Source organism: Vibrio sp. GJ43-1 (assembly GCF_055808835.1).
The window spans coordinates 604,746-621,732 of sequence record NZ_CM147885.1 but is presented as its reverse complement, the minus strand read 5'-3'; the positions used below and the strand labels follow the sequence as shown (position 1 = coordinate 621,732).

Annotated in this window: 18 protein-coding genes; 10 read left to right on the top strand and 8 right to left on the bottom strand. The window is 43.8% G+C overall.

Annotated elements, in window-relative coordinates; genetic code table 11:
• Positions 1–12: 12 nt before the first annotated feature.
• The 5 genes from AC0L66_RS20055 to AC0L66_RS20035 all read right to left on the bottom strand — a co-directional run bounded on the left by AC0L66_RS20055 (position 13) and on the right by AC0L66_RS20035 (position 3,233).
• Entirely contained in the window at positions 13–402 is a 390-nt protein-coding gene (locus AC0L66_RS20055) for a hypothetical protein (protein ID WP_473570595.1), read from the bottom strand.
• Positions 399–1,274 carry a phosphonate ABC transporter, permease protein PhnE gene (gene phnE / locus AC0L66_RS20050; protein WP_473570593.1) on the bottom strand — a complete coding sequence of 292 codons (876 nt, stop codon included), beginning with the start codon at positions 1,272–1,274 and terminating at the stop codon, positions 399–401. The genes AC0L66_RS20055 and phnE overlap by 4 nt, the downstream gene beginning before the upstream one ends.
• 130 nt (positions 1,275–1,404) lie before the next feature.
• Positions 1,405–2,328: a phosphonate ABC transporter substrate-binding protein gene (gene phnD / locus AC0L66_RS20045; protein WP_473570592.1), complete on the bottom strand. Its 924-nt coding sequence runs from the start codon at positions 2,326–2,328 to the stop codon at positions 1,405–1,407.
• 64 nt (positions 2,329–2,392) lie between these two features.
• Positions 2,393–3,103: a phosphonate ABC transporter ATP-binding protein gene (gene phnC / locus AC0L66_RS20040; RefSeq protein ID WP_473570590.1), complete on the bottom strand. Its 711-nt coding sequence runs from the start codon at positions 3,101–3,103 to the stop codon at positions 2,393–2,395.
• Positions 3,072–3,233 (bottom strand): hypothetical protein, encoded by a 162-nt coding sequence (locus AC0L66_RS20035; RefSeq protein WP_473570588.1) that lies wholly within the window; start codon positions 3,231–3,233, stop codon positions 3,072–3,074. The genes phnC and AC0L66_RS20035 overlap by 32 nt, the downstream gene beginning before the upstream one ends.
• Before the next feature lie 227 nt (positions 3,234–3,460).
• Between AC0L66_RS20035 and AC0L66_RS20030 the strand changes: the two genes are divergently transcribed.
• Both AC0L66_RS20030 and AC0L66_RS20025 read left to right on the top strand, forming a co-directional pair.
• A complete protein-coding gene (locus AC0L66_RS20030; RefSeq protein ID WP_473570587.1) occupies positions 3,461–3,820 on the top strand; it encodes a MarR family transcriptional regulator in 360 nt (119 codons plus the stop codon).
• 156 nt (positions 3,821–3,976) lie between these two features.
• The gene (locus tag AC0L66_RS20025; protein ID WP_473570585.1) at positions 3,977–5,188 is read left to right on the top strand and encodes a multidrug effflux MFS transporter; all 1,212 of its coding nucleotides are present in this window, start codon (positions 3,977–3,979) and stop codon (positions 5,186–5,188) included.
• 85 nt (positions 5,189–5,273) lie between these two features.
• Here the strand turns inward: AC0L66_RS20025 and AC0L66_RS20020 are convergent, their stop codons facing one another.
• Positions 5,274–5,750, bottom strand: coding sequence for a peptide-methionine (S)-S-oxide reductase (locus AC0L66_RS20020; protein WP_265675732.1), 477 nt, complete (start codon positions 5,748–5,750; stop codon positions 5,274–5,276).
• A 469-nt stretch (positions 5,751–6,219) separates the two neighbouring features.
• Between AC0L66_RS20020 and AC0L66_RS20015 the strand changes: the two genes are divergently transcribed.
• The 8 genes from AC0L66_RS20015 to AC0L66_RS19980 all read left to right on the top strand — a co-directional run bounded on the left by AC0L66_RS20015 (position 6,220) and on the right by AC0L66_RS19980 (position 15,799).
• Positions 6,220–6,750 (top strand): DUF3332 family protein, encoded by a 531-nt coding sequence (locus AC0L66_RS20015; protein WP_473570584.1) that lies wholly within the window; start codon positions 6,220–6,222, stop codon positions 6,748–6,750.
• Between the two features lie 71 nt (positions 6,751–6,821).
• Positions 6,822–7,742 (top strand): LysR family transcriptional regulator, encoded by a 921-nt coding sequence (locus AC0L66_RS20010; RefSeq protein WP_473570582.1) that lies wholly within the window; start codon positions 6,822–6,824, stop codon positions 7,740–7,742.
• 163 nt (positions 7,743–7,905) lie between these two features.
• Positions 7,906–9,288 (top strand): MltF family protein, encoded by a 1,383-nt coding sequence (locus tag AC0L66_RS20005; RefSeq protein WP_473570580.1) that lies wholly within the window; start codon positions 7,906–7,908, stop codon positions 9,286–9,288.
• Positions 9,289–9,516: 228 nt separating this feature from the next.
• The gene (locus AC0L66_RS20000; RefSeq protein WP_473570578.1) at positions 9,517–10,689 is read left to right on the top strand and encodes a MerR family transcriptional regulator; all 1,173 of its coding nucleotides are present in this window, start codon (positions 9,517–9,519) and stop codon (positions 10,687–10,689) included.
• Positions 10,690–11,832: 1,143 nt separating this feature from the next.
• Entirely contained in the window at positions 11,833–12,387 is a 555-nt protein-coding gene (locus tag AC0L66_RS19995; RefSeq protein WP_473570576.1) for a PKD domain-containing protein, read from the top strand.
• Positions 12,388–12,409: 22 nt separating this feature from the next.
• Positions 12,410–14,563, top strand: coding sequence for a DUF1592 domain-containing protein (locus AC0L66_RS19990; protein WP_473570575.1), 2,154 nt, complete (start codon positions 12,410–12,412; stop codon positions 14,561–14,563).
• A 4-nt stretch (positions 14,564–14,567) separates the two neighbouring features.
• Positions 14,568–15,155 carry a DUF1552 domain-containing protein gene (locus tag AC0L66_RS19985; RefSeq protein WP_473570574.1) on the top strand — a complete coding sequence of 196 codons (588 nt, stop codon included), beginning with the start codon at positions 14,568–14,570 and terminating at the stop codon, positions 15,153–15,155.
• On the top strand, positions 15,068–15,799 hold the full coding sequence (locus AC0L66_RS19980) for a DUF1552 domain-containing protein (RefSeq protein ID WP_473570926.1): 732 nt from the start codon (positions 15,068–15,070) through the stop codon (positions 15,797–15,799). The genes AC0L66_RS19985 and AC0L66_RS19980 overlap by 88 nt, the downstream gene beginning before the upstream one ends.
• A 156-nt stretch (positions 15,800–15,955) precedes the next feature.
• Here AC0L66_RS19980 and AC0L66_RS19975 read toward each other — a convergent pair whose 3' ends face one another.
• The gene (locus AC0L66_RS19975) at positions 15,956–16,555 is read right to left on the bottom strand and encodes a thiol:disulfide interchange protein DsbA/DsbL (protein ID WP_428752908.1); all 600 of its coding nucleotides are present in this window, start codon (positions 16,553–16,555) and stop codon (positions 15,956–15,958) included.
• A gap of 64 nt (positions 16,556–16,619) precedes the next feature.
• On the bottom strand, positions 16,620–16,922 hold the full coding sequence (locus AC0L66_RS19970) for a hypothetical protein (RefSeq protein ID WP_473570572.1): 303 nt from the start codon (positions 16,920–16,922) through the stop codon (positions 16,620–16,622).
• Positions 16,923–16,987: the final 65 nt, after the last annotated feature.

Below are 16,987 nucleotides of genomic sequence, written 5' to 3'. Positions count from 1 at the left end.
CCACGAAGCACATCAAATATACGGCGAATAAATAGAGCGATTATCGCAAAGGGGCCGAGTCATAACGTTACGCGCCGCAAAAAATGACAGGGGAAGCGCCACAACAGAAGCGGTTAACGTGCCACCGAGTACAATCGCGAGCGTGATTCCAATCTGAGAAAAATAATACGCAAACGGCCAATTCCAAAAGTCACGCCAAACAAACATATGCAAAAAATAGCTGCTAATTTTGCTATTTCCCATTTCCCACTGCTGTTGTGTAACACCGAAAAAGGCAAAAAATGTTAGGTAATAAACCACCACAGCTAAGGCGGCAATAATGACCACGCGAAGATAACGCCCTTGGCTTGCAAAAATTTCTTTATTTTCTTGTTTTACTTGTTGCAACGTTAAAGTGCTCATTTTATCTCTCCGCTGATAACTTGCTTGCGCAAAAACCCGGACAACATATCAATCAAGGCCACAACAAGAATGATCAGCAGTAATGTCATGCTGACTTGGTCATTACGACCTAAACTGATATTCGTCATTAATTCTTGCCCAATGCCTCCCGCCCCTACTAACCCAAGAATGGTTGACGAACGAAAGTTAATTTCAAACCGCAAAAAGGCATAAGAAAGAACAATCGGCTTGACCTGAGGCCAGAATGCAAACCTCACACGCTGCAACGGACTTGCTCCTGCGGCCGTTAACCCGCGAATCGGTTTATCAGATACCGTTTCAATCGATTCATAAAAGAGTTTGGTCAAGCTCCCAACCGTATGTAAAGCCAATGCCACAAATCCAGGGAACGTACCCACACCATAAGCCATCACAAACATGACCGCCCACGCCAACTCTGGCATCGTGCGCAAAAACGCGACAAAAGCGCGCACACCCATACGAACTGATGGCGGCGCATAACCATTGCCCGCCGCGAGAAACGCCAAAATAATCGCAATAATCGAAGACACAAGCGTCGCAGCCATTGCTACATTCAGCGTCTCCCAAAGCAGCGGAAGCTGAATAGGTAACCGATAACCCCAGTAAATAAGAGAGCCAGGTACTGCGTGTCCTGCTTCATCTCGCCCCGCAAACAAAACGTCCCAAGACAGATTCGGAACCGTATCCAAGATATAGTCAAAAAACGCAGGGGCATTATGAATAATCTGACCAAGACTAAACTCGGCAAAATGCCCGGAAATAAGATATAAAACCATAAACATGGCAGACCACATAAATGCGTCCACTTTCTGCTTACGTCGAATCTGTTGGTAATAGTGTTCAAACAACATGATGAAAACCAAAATGAGATAGCGGGAGCAAAGACCAAGTCGGCATTTCTCCCTCTATGGGTGGGAAAAGAAATTATCGCGAAGCAAACGCTTTATTATTAAATTAACGTATCATCGTTGAACCAGCCGACTATCTCTGAGCAAACTTCGTCGCCTTCACTAAATCAATGATCGACTGATATTCTGCAACGCTGGTATCAGCAAGATGTAACTTCCCTCCCGCGGCCTTGCTAAAGCACTCATTGTCTTCTTTAGCGAGTTTCTTCACTGCCGCAACTAAGTCGTCTTTAAACTGAGGCTCAAGCTTGTTGCTAACAATTGTTGGCCCATTGGCGATAAGTGGTGATTCCCAAATAATACGGATTTTATCCATCAATTTAGGGTCGTGGCTCATATAGCGCAGTAGTGCGCCCGCGGTATACCCTTGCTGAGCATCGCCGAGCATTGAAGACCAGGTTACTGCAGCATCAAACTGCCCATTAAGTACACCAACAATGTCTTGCTCATGACCACCGGAGAAGCTAACGGATGTAAAATAGTTATTGAAGCTATTATCCATATTGCCTCCCAAGCGAGTCTCTAACTGATTATTGGGAATAAGAAACCCTGACGTTGAGTTAGGATCGGCAAATGAAAAAGCCGTACCTTTAAGGTCATCAATGGACTGATACGGACTGTCCTCTTTAACAAGAATCACCGAGTGATAACCACGTGAGTCATCACTGTTATCGACGGTAATACCCACAAGATCGACCGCGTTCGGGTCATTTAGATAAATCTCCGCATAAGATTTTGGCGACATATTGATCACGAGATCAATTTTTTCGCCCAATAGTCCCTGAATGACGGCGTTATAGTCTGTTGAGTTTCGTATGTTGGTTTTTACGCCCAGCTCTTTATGGAAAAACGTTGCCACACATTGATTATCACCGATCTGTGCTGCTGCATTTTGCCCCCCTAAAATACCGAGGTTAATTTCATTTGGTGCAGACGCCTGCGCGTTAAAAGAAAGGGCAGCCGCAATGGCACAACCTACTGAAAAAAGCTTATTCATTTTGTCTTCCTTGTTCATTATGATCGCTGGTGGCCGAGGTGCCAGTCAGCAAAATTGTTTGTGATCAGCCAACCTGATCGAGTTCATCACCGTACAGGCGATGTAAAACGTCATCATTTAATCCTGACGGATGTCCGTCGTATATCACTCGTCCTTTTGCCAGACCAATGACGCGCGTGCAGTATTGTTGAACCAGTTCAATAGAATGAAGATTCACCATCACTGCGATGCCGTCAGTACTGACTTTTTGCAATGCTTCCATAATTCTTACGGTGTTTTTGGGATCAAGTGAGGCAACGGGCTCATCTGCTAGCAGAATCTTAGGGTTTTGCATCATGGCTCGACAGATAGCGACCCGTTGCTGCTGACCGCCTGACAGATTTTCCGCTCGTTGAAGGGCATAAGGCAGCATGTTTAGCCACTTGAGTAAATGAATGGCTTCCGCTCGATCCTCATCACTAAATACTTTAAATAACGACTTAAATGTTGAGGTGTGGCTCAGACGTCCAAGCAATACATTTGAAATCACATCAAGACGCGGTACGAGGCAAAAATCTTGAAAAATCATGCCACAGTGTGTTCGCCAATCGCGAAGTTCCTTGCGAGTCATCGACAAAACGTTGTCCGTAGATTGGTCTGTGTGGACATTTAAGATCTCACCACTTGTCGCTGCAATCGTGCCATTAAGTGTGTGTAATAACGTTGACTTACCCGCACCAGAACGACCAACAATCGCAACAAACTCACCTAGCATGCAGCGTAAAATCAATGCCATCTAGCACTACTTTATCGTCTTGATACGACTTGGTAAGTGCTCGAGTCTCCAGCACCTTACGCCCTAATAGGGGTGTGACTACATTACTAGTTTCACTGACAACGGTCAGCTCCGGCGCAATCATCGCCATAACGTTTCTCCGAATCACCTTTCATTTATTTGACTGCTATTTCAACGCAACTAGTTGACGGTTTTTCGATGTTTTTATGACTATGGTATGAACGTTATCAATAGACGAGTTTGATATTGTTGCCGTTCGATATCGGATATAAGGCGCCTTCTTCGGCTTTTTAGTTGACCAAATCAACTAAAAAGCCGACAATCGTTGACTAAATCAACCAAATATCTCAGCAATCAATGACAACATACCGAGACATCAGCCATACCCTGCGTGAAATTCGCATGAAGACTCGTGGGAAAATGGTGGCGGAAGTCACTCGCCAGAAAGTTGAATTCTCTCCGCTTGAACATAAAGCGATGAGTGATATTCGAGACAGCCAAGGGGCGTCACAGCAAATGCTCGTGGAGTCAATGAACCGCGACAAAGCGCAAATTGCCCGTATCGTCGCGCGACTACATAAACAAGATTTGATCATCAAACAGGCAAGCACTACTGACAAACGTTCAGTCGAACTCATGCTAAGTGACAAAGGGTTAAAACTGCTTGAGCGATTAGACGAGGTCGAAATGGGCATGATCAACGATATGCTCACCTAGGTTTTCGGACGACGAATCCGAAACCTTACGCGCCCTGCTTAAACGCGTTAACAACAACCTGGCTTATTAGTTAAGTTCGGACCGTACTCATCAACCATTCATCCATTTAAACGTCTCAACAACAAAATATTCACGGACGCATTCAGGAGTTACCATTTGAAAAAACCTCAACCGATACTAGGTCAAAAAGGCATGCTCTTTTTTCTGGTTATTATTAGTGCCTTTCCAGCGCTCACCATCGATTTATATTTACCTGCATTACCACAAATGGTTGAGGTATTTGATACCAAGCAAGCCATGGTCAATTTGACCCTTAGCAGCTATTTTGTGACCTACGCTATCGGTCTGCTATTTTGGGGGCCACTCAGTGAGAAGTTTGGACGCAAACCGATATTATTAACGGGTATTGGTGGTTATATGCTTGCGAGCCTCTTTTGTGCCTTAGCGGGTAGTATTGAGCAACTCATTGCTGCGCGCGTTCTACAAGCCTTTGCTGGCAGTGCCATTACCGTGGTGGCAACGGCCATTGTTAAAGACCTTTATGATGGTAGGGAACGAGAAAAGATAATGGCCACCATTATGTCACTAGTGATCATCGCCCCGATGATTGCACCAGTGCTTGGGGCCTTTTTGCTGCAGATTGCATCATGGCGAATGATGTTTGTCACACTCGCAGTATTTGGGGGCTTTGCCTCTATACTGGCATTTTGCTACAGAGAAACACTCGAAAACAAATACGATGGTTCAATGCTTCGGTCATGGAGCCGACTCGGTGTTGTCATGAAAAACCCAAGATTTGTTGCATTGCTCGCCATTTTTTCCGTGACACCGATGGCACTCATGGCGTTCCTTGCTAGCGGATCTTATATCTATATCAATGGGTTTGGCCTAACGGAACAAGAGTTTAGCTACGCCTTTGCCTTTAATGCCATGTGTGCTTCTTTTGGTCCAACAATCTATATGAAGCTGTCTCGCCACATATCAGTACAAAACGTCATTTCGCTTTGCTTTGTACTACTCGCGATTGCTGGCATCCTCACCCTCACCATTGGCGACACTTCTCCTTGGCTTTTTGCCTGCATCGCAGCGCCAGCCACGGTGATGGTTATTGCTATGCGAGTGCCGGGAACAAACTTAATGCTAGACCAACAAGATCACGACACAGGCTCTGCCGTGGCTCTAATTCAGTTTTTCGCCATGATTTGCGGCTCCATTGGCATGGTATTAGTGTCCCTTCATCCTGAATCCCTGATCAATAACTTAGGCGCTATTCAGCTGTTTGTTGGTATAACAGGAGGGCTCTTGTGGCTATTAGTGCGCCATCGTTCATTTGTGACCGACAGCTTGGGTAAATACAATAAGAAATAAAAAGTAAGAAGAACACTGGCGGCCCGTCCGTGTTCTTCTTCAAGCCTGGTGTTCTTCTTTACAGTTCCAGAGAAAAAAGTCGTCGCTAACGCTTTTTGTATCGGTGCAGAATGTTTTGCGGAATATGGCAGTAATCATTGGGGTGTACTGTTAGCCTGTCTTGATGTTCATCATCACTTTTCACATAATTAGATAACGGCAGTACTTCTATCGCAATCCTATCCACATCTTCTCGCGCTTGTAGATAACGCTTCACCTTAACTAAATGCTCTGAATCAAGGCTATAAACACCCGTTCGATACTTTTCTCCAACATCATCACCCTGTTTATTGATACTGTAAGGATCGATGATTTCAAAAAAGTAACCCATTAACGCCTCTACCGATACCCGTTTCGGGTCGAACTGAGTCCGAACGCACTCCGCATAACCGTCATAGTTGGCTAAAGTCGTCTCTGCAGAACCATTGGCACGGCCTGCTTGCGTTGAAATGACACCGGGTAAATGGCGCATAAATTCCTGCACGCCCCATAGACAACCACCAGCAAAATAAATCTCTTCCACTTGTTACTCCCGTCACTCACCCCTATCGTTCGCGACGAACTGTAGCAAAGATCGCCTCAGACTTTAACTTTTCATACCGTTCTAAGACGACACGCACGGTCGCTTTTTTTATATATCCAAACGTCGCGTTGTCACTGCAGCCCTTTAACTCTCCGTTATAACGTTAAGTAAGCGCAGCTATGTTTATGACCCTATGTGTAAAATCGTAAAAATAACACCAAAATGTTTCATTGTATGTCCTTCCACGAGCTAAACAAAAGGTAACCGCATGATTAAAAGTCATAAATCGTACTCATACTAACCTTTAAGCTATCGTTAACTGTTTCTTAATCCATTCCCATTTATCACTATGTTTGCTGGTTATAGACTCCGCCTCCCTTGTCGCTCAGCACTGTTGAGACCTTATCTACACACGCGATTTGCGAATGAAGTGAGCGACCAAGACTTTAGACTGACAAATAGGAAAATTATGAATACCAAAATCAAACTCGCGCTATTAATTGCTTCTTCTATTACTTTAAGTGGCTGCGTGGGTAGTAACGCCGTGACAGAGAAATTGATGGGATTTAACGTTAAGGTCGTTGACAACCGCTACGCTCGAGCAGGGGTTAACTTTTTATTGTCTCCTGTGTATGGCTTCACATTGTTATCCGATGTATTCGTGGTGAACTCTATTGAGTTTTGGTCTGGTACCAACCCAATCAATGGGAAGACTCACGTTTTTGACTCTAAAACTGAAACTTATATTGAAGTTAACGATAAAGTTGACTCAAGCCTACACGACGCGCCCATTGATCCCCTAACGATGACAGAGCCGAATAACGGAACGATCCGTTATCTAGACGAAAATACCATTGAAATGGAAGTGGTATTAAGTAATGGCGAATCTTCAAAAGTCATTGGTGTTCAAGAAGGCGATACCATCAGCTATTACATTGAAGGTCAATTAGTCTCTAGAACAACATTGGACGCATTAGAGAAAGAATTTTCAGCTTCATAGCAATAAATATCTATAGTTAATAACATAGCCAAGGATGGTTACTCGGCTAATTTACTAAAGATGACCGTATTATGACTCAATATCACAATATCGATTTAAACCTGTTTCGAGTGTTTGTCGCGGTATTCCAACACCGCTCTATCAGTCGCGCATCGGAAGCATTAGGAGTGACACCAGCATCAGTAAGCCAGTCCATTAAAAAACTCTCCTCCGATCTAAATACCCCTCTTTTTGTACGCCAAGGGCGAGGAATTGCCCCCACCGTTCACTCTCAGCAACTCATCGAACAAGTGTCACCGCTCATTTCTCAGTTTGACAACGTCATTGAGGGCTGCATCTATAACGAGCAAAAGCCCAATTCGAGAACGCTCATCGTTCACGCTCCAGAAACCCTGATTTACAAGCATATAAAAGATTCAGAGAAAGTGAATAATGACACCACTCGATATAACATCGAGTGGGTAGACATCTTATATCGAAGCAGTGATAGCTATGAGACACTAAAGTTTCATAATGCTGATGCGATCATCGATATATTCCAGATCACCGAGCCCAATAGTTGCAACGATTTTTTATTTGAAGATGAAATGGTTGTGGTTGCTGCCAATAATCACCCTAGAGTAAGTGACAGCATTACTGAAGCCCAGTTCCTGCGTGAATCTCATGTCATCTTGAACTATCAGTTTCGAAATGCTTCTCTGTTTGAAATGTTCTATAACCGACCACCGATAAGACGCAAAATTTTATCAACACAAACATCGATAACCTCCATGCTATCACTGGTGGCTCGCTCAGAAGCCCTGTGTTTGTGTCCTAAACAATTTGCCCTGCAACAAGCACAACTCCTTCCCATTAAAACCCTGCCTTTTCCGGGAGTCATTGAACCTATTAACTACTGGTTAATCTATCCTGCGGAGCAGAGCGAAGCGGAGTCCGTGAAATGGCTCTACCACACCTTAACGGGCGAGCAACAACAAGCTGGCTTGGAATAAGTGCCCACTTGAGAGCGAAATATCACATCCTCCCACACCATAAAACGTTCATCGCGTAGCGTATAGCGCCCACCAAACCACTTATTTTTACGGCGCTTTGTCGATGACAAAGTGTGATCCCGTGATTAACGCCCAACCGTATTTAACATGAGGTACGTTGTACATGTTTAAACCTTTTAAGTTCTCTATATTATCCAGCGTTTGTATTTTCGCGTTGTTTGTAACTCCGGTTTCTTTTTCACTTGAGTTACCCACCTCGACCTTAAATACTTACATAGGTGACTTTGATAGCATGCAAAAAAAGGGCGTGATCCGTATTTTAGTCTCAGCCGATCTCGGTTTTTATCACATGGAAAATGGGCGACCGAAGGGTATTACGGCAGAGCATATCCAGCACTTTGAACGCGCTATTAAAAAAAGTCACCCACTGTTAAGGGTCATTGTCGTTCCGGTCAAACGCTCAGATATCATCGACAATATTGAGCAAGGTCTGGGAGACATTGCCATCGCCAACTTAACCATCACAGAAAAACGGCTGAGGAAGGTAGACTTCAGCCAGCCCATTCGACGAAATGTGACGGAATATTTAGTCACGCATCCATCCATGCCCGCTTTAACGAAAATTGAGCAGTTAGCAGGGAAACAAGTGTGGGTAAAAGCGGGGTCTAGCCATTTAGACAGCGTACAAAATGTCAATCAAATGCTTAAACGCGGTGGCAGAAAACCGATAACGATTCGAATCATTGATGACAATTTGCAAGACTTAGATTTGTTAACGCTACTCGAATCTAGCGCGATCACCGCAACCATCGTCGACAACCATAAACTCAAACTCTGGACCCAATTAAGCAGTCAAATACAAATTCACGACAGTATAGCGCTTCGTAATAAAGGCGAAGTGGCTTGGGCAATGAGGAAAGACAGCCCACTTCTAAGCAAAACCATTAACAGCTATCTCGCATCGTCAAAGCAAGGGACGCTACTGGGAAATGTCATTGATAATCGCTACCTAAAAAAGACCAATTGGATGAACCGAGCATCCAACCCGATAAAAAACCAAGAACGCGCAAAACTAGAAATACTCTTCGGGCAGTATGGTGATAAATACGACATCGATTGGATGATTTTGCTCGCACAAGCCTTTCAAGAGTCCGCCCTAGATCACTCTAAAGTCTCGCATAGAGGGGCTGTCGGCATCATGCAAGTCATGCCAAAGACTGCGCTAGATTGGTATGTAGACATCAATAATGTCAACGACTTAGAAAGTAATATTCATGCAGGAGCAAAGTATCTGCGGTTTATCCATGACCGCTATTTCGATAAACCAGAGATTTCAAAAGAAGACAAAGTTTACTTCAGCTTAGCCGCATACAATGCGGGTCCTGCTAAAATCCGCCGCATGAGAGCACTGGCTAAGAAACAAGGCTACAACCCCAATAAATGGTTCAACAATGTCGAGATTGTCGCCAAAGCAAACATTAGCAAAGAACCTAGTCAACTATGTGGCAAATATCAAGCGCTACTTTACTATCTACAAACGACTTGATGCATTCCAAGATGCAAGAGAAGATCAGTATCTTGGCAGCACCATAGCATTAGACATAAAGGCACTCTCACCCTATTTTGCATACTGATTAGCCATTCTTTGCTCATAACCTTTAGCATCACTCGAATGACTAGACAACTAGATAAAACAGGACTAACTTGGTCTTGACCTGTCTATAGCTTCATAGTTTACAGTCCAGTTAATACATCAATGATGTGGAGTACTAACGTGTATCGAATCTCAGAGTTAGCGAGCAAAGTCGGGCTATCGCGCAGCGCACTGCTCTATTACGAGAAGCAAGACCTTATCCAAGGTCATCGACTCGATAATGGGTATCGCGTTTATAACGACCATGATGTGCAACGAATTCTTTTGATCCAGCGCCTACAAGCTGGTGGACTGACGCTTAAAGAGTGTCAATCTTGCTTACAAGCAAAAGTAGATCGGCACTTGCTACTCGAGCGGTTAAAAGCCTTAGATGAAGAGATTGCGCAAAAGCAACAATCTCGTCAACTGCTGGCGGCAATGTTGGGTGAAGGGGATACCCGAAGCTGGCATGAACAAACCGACAAACTTGCCCCCGATGCACATTTAGATTGGTTAAAGAAGCAAGGCTTTAACGAGAAAGAAGCCCTGCGATTAAAATGGTTATCAAAAAACATGAATGAACATGAACAATACATGGCAGACTTTATGACTGTCTTTGAAACACTCGAACGATGGGGTCCAGGCAGCGAGAGCGAAACTTTACGCGCCCTGAAAGCGCTTCCAAGCACTCCAAAGAAAATTCTTGAAATCGGCTGTGGGAAAGGACTCGCGACGACAATACTCGCAACCCATAGTGGGGCTGAAATTACTGCGGTAGATAATGAGCCAAGCGCTCTAGATCAGCTTACACAGCGACTAGAAACCTCCGCGCTATCATCACAAGTTACCCCAGTTTGCGCCAGCATGACGGAGCTTCCGTTTGAGAGTTCAAGCTTTGAGCTTATCTGGGCGGAAGGCAGCGCCTATATAATGGGCGTCACCAACGCGTTATCGCAATGGAGGCCTTTATTACAGCGCGACGGTCTGCTTATGGTAAGTGACATGGTCTGGTTAACCGATTCACCAAGCCAAAAAGCGCAATCATTCTTCCAAAGTGAATACCCCGACATGCAAACTGTCGAGACTCGCCTTGAGCAAATGACGGCTGCGGGATACGAAGTGGTAAGCCACTTCACACTCAGCCTTGAGGCATGGGAAAATTACTATGAACCACTGAAGCGTCGCATTGAAACTCTTGCTCCAACTATGGCAGAGTCCACGGCATTGAAAGACATTGCTAGAGAGGTTGACGTGTTTAATCACTCGATAGGTGAGTATGGCTATCAAATGTTTACGCTGAAGAAAAAAACATAGAGAAAGAAAAGCCAGAGTAAAAGCTCTGGCCTTTCAATGAGTGGCGACAATCACTAGGGGGAAATATCGGTAATTCACTAACTATTGTCGTCACTATCGAGTTTGATGCCAGTGCAACGCACTTATTACTCACTGTATACTAGAATACGCTTGCCTGACATTACTTATCGAACTTATTCTGCATTGAGTACACACCTTAATATAACGTGAGGCTTGAGCCTCTAATAATAGATTCAAAGATAACGAAACACCCTCTATACAATAGCAAATAGCAAATAGCAAATAGCACATTAAGTTAGATAAACACATTCACCTCTATTCAAAAACCTGCCGCATTAACATTGTGTTACATATTTGCCAGCCAAACAAACTCTACGTCAAAATTAAACAATAACGAAAAGTGAGCAAATTACACACTCACGAACAACAACTTACTCACCATTGACAGCATGACCTATATTTACTCTTGCACCTCTTCGCATTATAACCTACACCACTATTTATAGAATACTTAAAATAACGTCTAACAACATGTCAATGAAAGTCATCCCCCATAATCCGCTACGTTTATGAATACGTTTAAGACCCTACTTAAGGGCCCCCCTATTTCTAAGCCGCCTGTTCGCATCAATAACCAAAATAGAATTAACCAACTGTTTTTATTGCCATTTATTCACCACTGAAAGATTACACATAGCAACAGTAACATCATTAACCTATCAGCGTGGTATAGCAATAAGCCTCACACGTATTCTTAGACAACTCACACGTATGGTCACCAACCGTTTATGAATATTCATAGGCAAACAAAATACAAACTTTATGGAAAACATTATTCTTATATTCACGAACATAAATCCACATGCACATTATGTCGTAATCACTATTATTGACATTAATACAATTAGATTAAACCTTTGTGATTCGTTCCATTTTTCACGAACAGGAAGAACAAAAACTCAATTAAACTAGCATATTTTAATTTTCAGTCTATAAAGTCACTTGCATAAAGACCATACAAATATTAATGCCATTAATATCAATAATGGCATCGTAAAATACCATTATTCCCAATGGTGTTCGTGTTAAACACGCCAGAGAGATATCTGGTCTATTTCACCTAAAATAGGATACCTAAATGTTATGAAGCAGAACGTAATAAGTGCTTTAGTCACTACAGCATTACTTTCCTTCTCTAGTAATGTACTCGCTATAGAAGATTGGCAGCCCCAAAACTATAGTGGTGGCGCCGAAGTTTGCTACCAATCCAATCATTTTCAAGCGAAATGGTGGGCAAATAGTAACGATGTACCTGACGTGAACGGCCCTACAGAGGACACACAACCAAACTGGGGAGTAGCACCTTGGCTTCCCTTGCTGGACTCAGAACAATGCAGTTCGGTAGAGCCTCCCCCAAGTAACACCCCTCCAGTCGCAGACGCAGGCAGTGACGTTTCCATTCAATCTCCAGCCCCGCAAGTCGAACTGAATGCGAGTAAGTCTTTCGATCCAGATGGCAACCCATTATCTTACTACTGGACACAGGAAAGTGGTCCCGATGTCGCTATCAACAATCAAGATCAAGCTATCGCCTACTTTTCTATTCCTCCTCTATCACAAGATACGGAATACCTCTTTCAAGTCATGGTCAGTGATGGCGAAGACGAAACTTCAGCTCAAGTAAAGATAACCAGGTAAAGCTGAAAGCTCATCGTCTTCATTGACGATTAAAACGCCAGCTAAACCGAGCAATGCTCCTGATAAAGCTTCGCTCTTTTTAACGTCTGATACTGGAACGGTCGAAATTATCTCAGTTGATTGGAGCAAGACAACCAATGCAACGATACCAAACGCCAATTACAACACCGTGCTGCCTTTCACTCAGTCCGCTATCCCTGATCCAATGTCTGCGACATTTGCCATTTCTGAAACAGACCCAGCTTCACTAAGTTGGCGCTATAACGAGCACAGCTCTGATGAATCTTACTTCAAACAAATGGACTCTCAGAGCTGCTCGGCTTGTCATAATGGTGGGTATAAATCAAAGCTAACTGATGGTCCTAGTGAAGGGTTGTTAGCTGAGTACGCGACCAACCCAAACATTATCAGTCAGAAGCTGAACAAAATGGCGATTCGATTTGGTGTCACTTGCGACGTACAGTGTCAGAAAACGATGTCTCGTTACTTAGAGGACGAACTGTGGTCTGAAGCATTAGGAAATATCGCACCACGTGACGATGTTTATGGCAAGCGACATATTCGTATGTTGACGCGTAAAGAGTACATTAACTCCATACAAGATCTGTTAGGGGTTCACGTTCCTCCGAATGTATTGCCATTAGATGAACGTTCCGTGTCTTCTCTCTATGACAACCCTCCATCCCTCGGCTACCTAACAAGTGACAAACTCAATGCGTACCTGAATTCCGCACTCTTTGTTCAGGACAATCTCGATATTTCCGCCGCGAGTGGGTGTGAGATCAATACTGGCTCCGTTGAACCTTGGAACAGCGAAATCAACTATCCAACTTCAGGGACTCGAGTCTCTCATAAAGGTGATATTTATGAATCTATGTACTGGGTCGGCCCTAATATTGAACCGATTAAGAAGGAGTATCGACCCGGTGACCATTGGAAATACATTGGCCCTCACGGCGAAGGTGACTCAGAATGCCTACCTAAATGGCTAACAAATACCGCAGAAAAACTGTTCCATCGACCACTCACTGATAGTGAGATCAAAACGTATATCAGCGAAGATGTGCCTACAATAAAACAAAACCTAAGTGCGATGTTGGTGTCACCACACTTTCTTTATCGTCGAGAGGTGGGCGCCTCTAATGCTAACCACCGCTACAGCTTAAACAGTTATGAACTGGCTACGATTCTTTCCTATACCTTATGGGGAAGCGTGCCCGATGATGTGCTTTGGGCTCTTGCTAAGAACAACGAGTTACTTAAGTCTAACGTTCTCAAAAACGAAATTACTCGCATGCTAAACCATGACAATGCGAAAAGGCAGTTCGCTAACTTTATGATGCAAACGCTCGAATTTAGTGATGACCGAGTCATTGTCGATCGAGAAGGCCTTAGTAAAGAAATCGGTACCGCCATGCTAGAGGAATTTAGGCACTACATTGAGCATGCTGTATTTGACGATAATCAAGGGCGCTTTGAAGATTTAATGTCTTCCACAACAACCTTTGTCGACCATTCCCTTGCACAGCACTATGGCCTATCTGGTTCATTTGGCGCCGATTTCAAGGCCGTCACTATCCCACCAACGCGCGGTAAAGGTTTACTAAGCCTAGGAGCAATTGCCGTGGCATATAGTACCAGTGATAAAACTCGAGTGATTCCTCGTGGCCGCATGGTGCAACACTCTTTACTTGGCTGGAATCAATCTGTCCCCTCAGGGGCCGCACCCGATGATGTAATCGGTGAGGTGTCAACGCGTGACTTCTGGACTCAAGCTACAGGGCCAAGTCAAAGCTGTTGGGGCTGTCATGTAAAAATGAACGATATCGGCTTTGCTTATGACGTACTAGACAAAAATGGTCGTTATCGTACCTACGAAGACTATATCTCTTTATCCGGCGAAGAATATCCAAATGTGTTGTTAGAGACATCGGGGACACTTAGCGGTATTGATAACCAAGATGTCGCAATTAGTGGACTTGGTGATATGGCGACAGCGCTGAGCATCAGTACTGATGCTAAAAAAACCTTTGTGAAAAATTACATGACTTACACATTAGGCTCTAATTCACCTGAATATAGTACTTTATACAACAAGCTTGCATCTTTTGAACAGTTTAAACAGCTAATTATCAATATCTTAAGTTCCGATACAGTGCTAGAGCGCGAGGAGTAACAACATGACAAATCATTTTAATCAATCGCGACGCAACTTATTGAAAACCAGTATAGCGGCTGGTGTCGGATTAGGGTTTTGCACTCTCCCAACCTTTGCAAAAAGTACCACAACAAACAATTCAGATACCAAGTTTATCTTTGTTAACTTTTCTGATGGTTATCCTAGAGGAAAATGGCATCCCAAACAAAGCTCAAATGGTCTAGAAATGAATGACTGCACCGCCGAGTTAGAGCAGTACAAAGACCATATCGTGTTCTTTTCGGGATGTAAAAGTACCGGAGGAACCGGACATGATGGCTATAAAGGGGTTTGGCAGGAAAATGTCGGTCAAGGCTCTATTGATTTTCACTTTGAGAACTACTTTTCCTCTGGAATGCCCAAAAGGGCTTTACGCCTCGGGGTAGATACGAACTATTGGGGCCATGGCGGATTTGTCACAAGCCGTAACTTAAATGGCGCTCTCATGCACAATGATGATCCTCAAGCCATCTTTAACGACTTATTTGGGGAGACATATCGGAGGGCAACTCGATTGAGAGCAGAAAACTCGCGCTACTGTCCAAATCCATTCCAGATATTGAGCTTTTAGAGCAACAACTTGGCGGCTTAGAAGCAGCAAAAACGAATGCTTTCAGAACGACATCGCAAGACGTAAACACCGAATTGAATAATGCTATTGGTAACGCAGGAAAAACCTGCAACACAAGTATATTTTCAAGTACCGCAGAAGGTCGTGACAGGCGAGCAGACCTACAGGTCGCCAATGCTGCCCTAGCGTTATCGTGTGAAAAAACACGCATTGTGTCTTTACAACTCGGCACTTCAAATGACTCAAAGGTCGTCGAGAGCGTCAGTAGGACAGTACCCCATGATGCATCGCACTATAGTTCAGCAACGCTACCGATTTATATTCAACATCGCCGTTGGTACCTTAGCAAAGTGACGCGCTTGATAGAGCTATTAAAAACAATGCCAGATACTGGCGGCAGTACCTTATTTGATAACTCCATTATTATGGTTACATCAGAAATGGACGATGGCCAAGCGCACAGTTCATCCGATCTCCCGTTTGTCCTGATAGGGGGAAACAATACAAAGCTCGCCACGGAAAAAGGAGGACGATTAATGGAAAATGTTGGGCCAATAGGTCAAATTCTCGCCGCTTACAGTAAAGCGTATGGCGTCAGTATTCCCTATAAAAATGCCCCTCTAAGCGGCCTTTTTCATGGTTAGTTCTCCTCAACATAAATCATGAAACCAAGCCTATTAATAATAGTTTACCCCGGCGATTAACTAACGCATCCTCGGGGTCTGTTATAGGGCTCTCGCCTCAAATAAAAAACCAGAGTCAAAGCTCTGGTTTTCTTTATCAACGATGTGTAACCCCCATTAAAGGGTGAGCAAGTAATTCACGAGCTCATTGTATTCATCATAGCTTTTGATTCCAGACGGCTGAACAATGTACTTATTGTTGACCAACACACCGGGAACGCCCGTCAATGTACTGGCCTCAAACTGCTTATCAAACTTCTTCTGCATTGAGTTAACCACAAAGCTGCTGTATGCCGAATCAAAGGCTTTCGCGTCAATACCATTATCTAAGAAGATTTGACGGAGCTGTTGCTCATTGTTCGGTCTTTTGTTCATCTCATGGATTTGGTTAAACATCGCGGGCACCATGGTTTTTTCCGCCTTGAGTGCCACCATCGTCGCGTACGATTTCGCCATTGGCACAGCCATGTCATTACCCATAAAGGCAACGTGAACCTTTTCAAACTTAACGCCTTCTGCAAGTGCGGGCTTTAAATTTTCAACCACAGCTTCAAATTTGTAACAATGTGGACAATAGAACGAGAAAAACTCCGTCACTTTTGGCATCGTCGATTTATCAACATCCAAAACGGTGTAATGCGTGCCCTCTTCAAAGGTTGACGCTTGCACAGACACGCTCAGCATAAGCGCTGTAAATAAAGTAAATAGTGTTTTCATTGGGCATAATTCCAAAAATATTAATGATGTGCGAAAACTCGCAATAAATTGATATTAATAAGGATTATGCGATTGGAGGGCGGAACAAGGTTTGAATGCGAGCAATGGCCTTTTCGGCTTCGTCCCTTGGCATAAGTGCTCGTGTTACTCGATGTTGATTTAGAAAAGTAACAGACTGACCACACGGGACTTTAAGCAAACAAAATGAGGCGCAGCAATGAGATTGCGTGGCTGTTTCCAGTTTGTGTGAGTTCGTGGCAAATGAGATAGGGGTTTGGCTGAAGTTGAGAACGCCCTGGTGCGACATCGCCTCATTCGCTTCATTGCTAACGGCAAAAAAACTCAATACCAGCAACATCACTGACATTAAGAGATACCCTCGATAATGATAACGACAAGAAAGCATGCACACCACACGATATTTAATACGCA

Bases quoted from the DNA above. Each gene is read 5' to 3' on its own strand.
- AC0L66_RS20055 (WP_473570595.1), bottom strand. From the start codon at position 402: ATGAGCACTTTAACGTTGCAACAAGTAAAACAAGAAAATAAAGAAATT.
- phnE (WP_473570593.1), bottom strand. From the start codon at position 1,274: ATGTTGTTTGAACACTATTACCAACAGATTCGACGTAAGCAGAAAGTG.
- phnD (WP_473570592.1), bottom strand. From the start codon at position 2,328: ATGAATAAGCTTTTTTCAGTAGGTTGTGCCATTGCGGCTGCCCTTTCT.
- phnC (WP_473570590.1), bottom strand. From the start codon at position 3,103: ATGGCATTGATTTTACGCTGCATGCTAGGTGAGTTTGTTGCGATTGTT.
- AC0L66_RS20035 (WP_473570588.1), bottom strand. From the start codon at position 3,233: ATGGCGATGATTGCGCCGGAGCTGACCGTTGTCAGTGAAACTAGTAAT.
- AC0L66_RS20030 (WP_473570587.1), top strand. From the start codon at position 3,461: ATGACAACATACCGAGACATCAGCCATACCCTGCGTGAAATTCGCATG.
- AC0L66_RS20015 (WP_473570584.1), top strand. From the start codon at position 6,220: ATGAATACCAAAATCAAACTCGCGCTATTAATTGCTTCTTCTATTACT.
- AC0L66_RS20010 (WP_473570582.1), top strand. From the start codon at position 6,822: ATGACTCAATATCACAATATCGATTTAAACCTGTTTCGAGTGTTTGTC.
- AC0L66_RS20005 (WP_473570580.1), top strand. From the start codon at position 7,906: ATGTTTAAACCTTTTAAGTTCTCTATATTATCCAGCGTTTGTATTTTC.
- AC0L66_RS19995 (WP_473570576.1), top strand. From the start codon at position 11,833: ATGAAGCAGAACGTAATAAGTGCTTTAGTCACTACAGCATTACTTTCC.
- AC0L66_RS19985 (WP_473570574.1), top strand. From the start codon at position 14,568: ATGACAAATCATTTTAATCAATCGCGACGCAACTTATTGAAAACCAGT.
- AC0L66_RS19975 (WP_428752908.1), bottom strand. From the start codon at position 16,555: ATGAAAACACTATTTACTTTATTTACAGCGCTTATGCTGAGCGTGTCT.
- AC0L66_RS19970 (WP_473570572.1), bottom strand. From the start codon at position 16,922: ATGTCAGTGATGTTGCTGGTATTGAGTTTTTTTGCCGTTAGCAATGAA.